Origin of the sequence: Acidovorax sp. SUPP3434, assembly GCF_030159015.1 — a bacterium.
GTDB lineage: Bacteria > Pseudomonadota > Gammaproteobacteria > Burkholderiales > Burkholderiaceae_C > Paracidovorax.
Map to the genome: position 1 here is coordinate 227,129 of NZ_BQXL01000007.1, position 6,316 is coordinate 233,444.

4 protein-coding genes are annotated in these 6,316 nt (G+C 65.2%); all 4 read left to right on the forward strand.

The window, feature by feature from the left end; genetic code table 11:
- The first annotated feature begins 22 nt into the window (after positions 1 to 22).
- The 4 genes from infB to typA all read left to right on the forward strand — a co-directional run bounded on the left by infB (position 23) and on the right by typA (position 6,155).
- A complete protein-coding gene (infB, locus tag AVKW3434_RS13735) occupies positions 23 to 2,872 on the forward strand; it encodes a translation initiation factor IF-2 (RefSeq protein ID WP_272568710.1) in 2,850 nt (949 codons plus the stop codon).
- A 15-nt stretch (positions 2,873 to 2,887) separates the two neighbouring features.
- Positions 2,888 to 3,259, forward strand: coding sequence for a 30S ribosome-binding factor RbfA (gene rbfA, locus AVKW3434_RS13740; protein ID WP_272568711.1), 372 nt, complete (start codon positions 2,888 to 2,890; stop codon positions 3,257 to 3,259).
- 89 nt (positions 3,260 to 3,348) lie between these two features.
- Complete coding sequence (gene truB / locus AVKW3434_RS13745) at positions 3,349 to 4,338, forward strand: tRNA pseudouridine(55) synthase TruB (protein ID WP_284406296.1); 990 nt, start codon at positions 3,349 to 3,351, stop codon at positions 4,336 to 4,338.
- Complete coding sequence (gene typA / locus AVKW3434_RS13750; RefSeq protein ID WP_272568713.1) at positions 4,335 to 6,155, forward strand: translational GTPase TypA; 1,821 nt, start codon at positions 4,335 to 4,337, stop codon at positions 6,153 to 6,155. Before truB ends, typA begins: the two co-directional genes overlap by 4 nt.
- The last annotated feature ends 161 nt before the right edge of the window (positions 6,156 to 6,316 follow it).

Genomic DNA, 6,316 nt, shown 5'->3' on the forward strand with positions numbered 1-6,316 from the left:
TCAGGGGAGGTACGAACCAAATATGTCCAGTAACACAGTCGCCGAGTTCGCCACTGAACTCAAGAAATCGCCAGAAACCCTGCTCGACCAGCTCAAGTCTGCCGGGGTGGCCAAGGCCGCCCCGACCGATGCCTTGACCGAAACGGACAAGCAAAAGCTGCTGGCCTTCCTGCAGGCCAGCCACGGCACCGCCTCGGCCGATCGCAAGAAGATCACCTTGACGAAAAAATCCACCAGCGAGATCAAGCAGGCCGACGCCACCGGCAAGGCGCGCACGATCCAGGTGGAAGTGCGCAAGAAGCGCACTTTCATCAAGCGCGACGAAGGGGGCGAGGGCGCCTCCGACGCCGGCTCCGACGAGGCTGCCGAAGCCGCGGAAACCGTGATGTCTCCGGAATCGCAGGACCTCGTGCGCCGCGAAGAGGAAGCACGCCGCCAGGCCGAGCTGATCGGCCACCAGGAAGCCGAGCTGAACGAAAAGCGCCGCGAGCGGGAAGCCCGCGAACAGCGCGAGCGCGAAGCCGAAGAGCGTGCCGCTGCCTACGCCGCGCAGGAGCAAAGCCGCAAGGCCCAGATGCAGGCGGAAAAGCAGGAGGCCTCACGCGAGCAGGCGGCGGAAGCCAGTGCACGCCAGGCCGCCCAGGCTGAAGCCCGCGCCAAGGCCGAAGAAGAATCCAAGGCCCGTGCGGCAGAGGAAACCGCGCGCGCCGTCGATCTGGACGAACGCCGCCGCAAGGCCCTGGCCGAAGCCGAGGCGATCCGCGCCATGATGGCTGCGCCCAAGAAGGTGCTCGTGGCCAAGAAGCCCGAGGAGCCCAAGCCGGCTCCCGCGGCCGCCAAGCCTGCCGGTGCCGATGCCAAGAAGGGCACGCTGCACAAGCCAGCCGCTGCGCCGGGTGCCCGTGCACCGGCCGCGCCCGCTGGCGGCAACAAGGAGGTCAAGTCCGCCAAGCTGTCGTCCAGCTGGGCCGGCGATCCTGCCAAGAAGAAGGAAATCAAGACGCGCGGCGACAGCAGTGGCGGCGTGGGTCGCAACAACTGGCGCGGGGGTCCCCGTGGCCGCCGCAACGAGCGCGACGACCACCATCACCAGCAATCCGCTCCGGTGGAAGCCCGCATCATCGAAGTGCACGTGCCCGAAACCATCACGGTGTCCGAGCTCGCGCACAAGATGTCGATCAAGGCGTCCGAAGTCATCAAGGCGCTGATGAAGATGGGCCAGATGGTCACCATCAACCAGCCGCTGGACCAGGACACCGCCATGATCGTGGTGGAAGAAATGGGCCACAAGGCCGTGGTGGCGGCGCTGGACGATCCGGAAGCCTTCACCAACGACGACGTGGCGGGTGCCCAGGCCGAATCGGTCTGGCGCGCTCCGGTGGTCACCGTCATGGGCCACGTGGACCACGGCAAGACCTCGCTGCTGGACTACATCCGCCGTGCCAAGGTGGCCGCGGGCGAAGCCGGCGGCATCACGCAGCACATCGGTGCCTACCACGTGGAAACGCCGCGCGGCATGATCTCGTTCCTGGACACCCCGGGCCACGAGGCATTCACCGCCATGCGGGCCCGCGGTGCGCAGGCCACCGATATCGTCATCCTGGTGGTGGCGGCCGACGACGGCGTCATGCCGCAGACCAAGGAAGCCATCAAGCACGCGAAGGCGGCCGGTGTGCCCATGGTGGTCGCGATCACCAAGTCCGACAAGCCCGATGCCAACCCCGACCGCGTCAAGCAGGAACTGGTGGCCGAGCAGGTCGTACCCGAAGAGTACGGTGGCGATTCGCCTTTCGTGCCCGTGTCCTCCAAGACCGGCATGGGTATCGACGACCTGCTGGAGCAGGTGCTGCTGCAGGCCGAAGTGCTGGAGTTGCGCGCCCCGGTCGATGCGATGGCCAAGGGCCTCGTGATCGAAGCCGAGCTGGACAAGGGCCGCGGCCCCGTGGCCACGGTGCTGGTGCAGTCCGGTACGCTGAAGGTCGGCGATGTGGTGCTGGCAGGACAGACCTACGGCCGCGTGCGCGCCATGCTGGACGAAAACGGCAAGGTTGCCAAATCGGCCGGCCCGTCGATCCCGGTGGAAATCCAGGGCCTGACGGAAGTGCCGCAGGCCGGCGACGAATTCATGGTGCTGGGCGACGAACGCCGGGCCCGCGAAATCGCCACCTACCGCGCCGGCAAGTTCCGCAACACCAAGCTGGCCAAGCAGCAAGCCGCCAAGCTGGAGAACATGTTCGCCGACATGACGGCGGGCGAGGTCAAGTACCTGCCCATCATCGTCAAGGCCGACGTGCAGGGTTCGCAGGAAGCGCTGTCGCAGTCGCTGCTCAAGCTGTCCACGGACGAGATCAAGGTCCAGCTCGTGTATGCGGGCGTGGGCGGTATCAGCGAGTCCGACATCAACCTGGCGATCGCCTCCAAGGCCATCGTGATCGGCTTCAACGTGCGTGCCGATGCCGGCGCGCGCAAGACGGCCGAGAGCAACGGCGTCGATCTGCACTACTACAGCATCATCTATGACGCCGTGGACGAGTTGAAGGTCGCCATGTCCGGCATGCTGGCCCCCGAGCAGCGCGAGGAAGTCATCGGCACGGCCGAGATCCGCACGGTGTTCGTGGCTACGAAGATCGGCACGATTGCCGGTTCTTACATCACCTCGGGCATGGTCCATCGCAACGCACGCTTCCGCCTGCTGCGCGACAACGTGGTGGTCTACACGGGCGAAGTCGACTCGGTCAAGCGCCTCAAGGACGATGTCAAGGAAGTCAAGGAAGGCTTCGAGTGCGGTATCAAGCTCAAGAACTACAACGACATCAAAGAAGGTGATCAGCTGGAGTTCTTCGACATCAAGGAAATCGCGCGGACGCTGTAAGGCCCGAGGCTCGACATGGCTGCGAAGAAATCCTCCACCCCCAACCGCGGCTTCAAGGTCGCCGATCAGATCCAGCGCGATCTGACGGAGCTGATCGCGCGCGAATTGAAAGATCCGCGCGTGGGCATGGTGACGTTGCAGGCCGTGGAGGTGACTCCCGACTACGCGCATGCCAAGGTCTTCTTCAGCGTGCTGATCGGTGACCCCGAAGCCACGCAGGTGGCGCTGAACCAGGCCGCGGGCTTTCTGCGCAACGGCCTGTTCAAGCGCCTGCACATCCACACCGTGCCCACGCTGCACTTCGTGTTCGACCGCACCACCGAGCGTGCGGCCGATATGAATGCCTTGATCGCCAAGGCGGTTTCTTCGCGCGCCCAAGAAGACTGAGCATGCATACCGACGGGCCGCCCCAGGGAGCGAGTGCCCCCTTGGGGGGCAGCGATTTGCACGCAGCGAACGGGCCGCGTGGCGGTGCGGTGCGCGCGCCGCGCACCCGCATCCAGCGGCGTCCGGTGCATGGCGTGCTGCTGCTCGACAAACCGCTGGGCCTGTCGAGCAACGATGCCCTGCAGAAGGCCAAGTGGCTGCTGCGGGCGGAGAAGGCGGGCCACACCGGTACGCTCGATCCCCTCGCGACGGGCGTGCTGCCGCTGTGCTTCGGCGCGGCGACCAAGTTCAGCCAGTTGCAGCTGGACGCCCCCAAGACCTACGAGGCCATCGCCCTGCTGGGGACGACCACCACCACTGGCGACGCCGAGGGCGAGGTGCTGGCGCAGCGCGCGGTCGATCCGGCGCAACTCACGCCCGGGCGCCTGGCCGAGGTGCAACGCCAGTTCACGGGACCGATCCGCCAGGTGCCGCCCATGCACAGCGCGCTCAAGAAGGATGGCAAGGCGCTGTACGAGTACGCACGCGCCGGCATTGCCGTGGAGCGCGAGGCGCGCGACGTGGTCATCCATGCATTGAAACTGGCTCCAGTGCAAGAAGCACTAGGGCGTTCTGCTATCAAAATAATAGTAACCTGCAGCAAGGGCACCTACATTCGCACGCTGGGCGAGGACATCGGTGCTGCGCTCGGTTGCGGTGCGCACCTCACGTTCCTGCGGCGCATCGACACCGGCGGGCTGGGCGTGGAGCGCTGCGTCACGCTGGCCGCGCTGGAGGCGATGGACGAGGGTGAGCGCATGGCCTGCGTGCACCCCGCCGAGATCCTGCTGGCACAGCATGTGCGTGTCACGCTGGACAGCGAGAATGCCGGGCGGTTCCTGTCCGGCGTGCGCCGCCGCGGCCCCTGGCCCGATGCGCCCGCGGTCGCGGTCTTTGGAGACGATCCCCATGCCCTGCTGGGCGTGGGCCACACCACTGCGGGTGAACTGGTGCCCGACCGGCTCCTGAGCCCCTTGGAAATTCAACAGATTCTAGAAAGCACGCCGCAGGTAGAGCGCGGCATATTGGAAGCACTATGAGCAAACAAATCCGCAATATCGCCATCATCGCGCACGTTGACCACGGCAAAACCACCATGGTCGACCAGCTGCTGCGCCAGTCCGGCACCTTCGCCGACCACGAAAAGGTCGTCGATACCGTGATGGACAACAACGCCATCGAAAAAGAGCGTGGCATCACCATCCTGGCCAAGAACTGCGCCGTGAGCTGGGAAGGCACGCACATCAACATCGTCGACACCCCGGGCCACGCGGACTTCGGCGGCGAAGTGGAACGTGCCCTGTCCATGGTGGACAGCGTGGTGCTGCTGATCGACGCGCAAGAAGGGCCCATGCCCCAGACGCGTTTCGTGACCAAGAAGGCCCTGGCCCTGGGCCTGCGCCCGATCCTGGTCGTGAACAAGGTGGACAAGCCCGGTGCCAACCCCGACAAGGTGGTGAACGCCGCGTTCGACCTGTTCGACAAGCTGGGCGCGACCGACGAGCAGCTCGACTTCCCCGTGGTGTATGCCTCGGGCATCAATGGCTGGTCTTCGCTGGAAGAAGGCGCTCCCGGCGAGCAGTGGGGGCCCGACATGTCGGCCCTGTTCAACACCATCCTCAAGCATGTGCCTCCGAACTCGGGTGATCCGACCGCTCCGCTGCAGCTGCAGATCTCGGCGCTCGATTTCTCCACCTTCGTGGGCCGCATCGGCGTGGGCCGCATCAGCCAGGGCACCGTGAAGCCCGGCCAGGACGTGCTGGTGATGGAAGGCCCCGAGGGCAAGAGCGTCAAGGGCCGCATCAACCAGGTGCTGACCTTCCAGGGCCTGGACCGCATGCAGACGCCCCTGGCCGGCCCGGGCGACATCGTGCTGATCAACGGCATCGAGGACATCGGCATCGGCGTGACCGTGACCGACCCCTCCAACCCCGCACCGCTGCCGATGCTCAAGGTAGACGAGCCCACGCTGACCATGAACTTCTGCGTGAACACCTCGCCCCTGGCCGGCCGCGAAGGCAAGTTCGTGACCAGCCGCCAGATCTGGGACCGCCTGCAAAAGGAACTGCAGCACAACGTGGCCCTGCGCGTGAAGGAAACCGACGAAGAAGGCATCTTCGAGGTAATGGGCCGTGGCGAACTGCACTTGACCATCCTGCTGGAAAACATGCGCCGCGAAGGCTATGAGCTGGCCGTGTCCAAGCCGCGCGTGGTTTTCCGCGACATCAACGGCGAAAAGCACGAGCCGATCGAGCTGGTGACGGCCGACATCGAAGAAACCCACCAGGGCGGCGTGATGCAGGCCCTGGGCGAGCGCAAGGGCGAGTTGGTGAACATGGAGTCGGACGGCCGTGGCCGCGTGCGCCTGGAGTACCGCATTCCGGCCCGTGGCCTGATCGGTTTCACCAACGAATTCCTGAACCTGACGCGCGGCTCGGGCCTGATCTCCAACATCTTCGACAGCTACGAACCGCACAAGGGCGCCATCGGCGGCCGCAAGAACGGCGTGCTGATCTCCATGGACGACGGTGAAATCTTCACCTACGCCCTGGGCAAGCTGGACGACCGCGGCCGCATGTTCGTGAAGGCGAACGACCCGGTGTACGAAGGCATGATCGTCGGCATCCACAGCCGCGACAACGACCTGATCGTGAACGCGACGCGCACCAAGCAGCTGACCAACTTCCGCGTCTCCGGCAAGGAAGACGCGATCAAGATCACGCCCCCGATCGACCTCACGCTGGAATACGGCGTGGAGTTCATCGAGGACGACGAACTGGTCGAGATCACGCCCAAGAGCGTGCGCCTGCGCAAGCGCTTCCTGACGGAAAACGAGCGCAAGCGCGCCGGCCGCTGACCGATGAGTGTGAGGGGGATTCGATCCCCTTCGCTGTGACCCGTCCTGGAATAGGTTGACACCTATGCGGGACTGAACCCTAGCCGTAATTGGCTTGCAAGAGACGCCCGGTGCACCGCATCGGGCGTTTTGTATTCTAGGGACAGGTGGGGCCGCTGCTC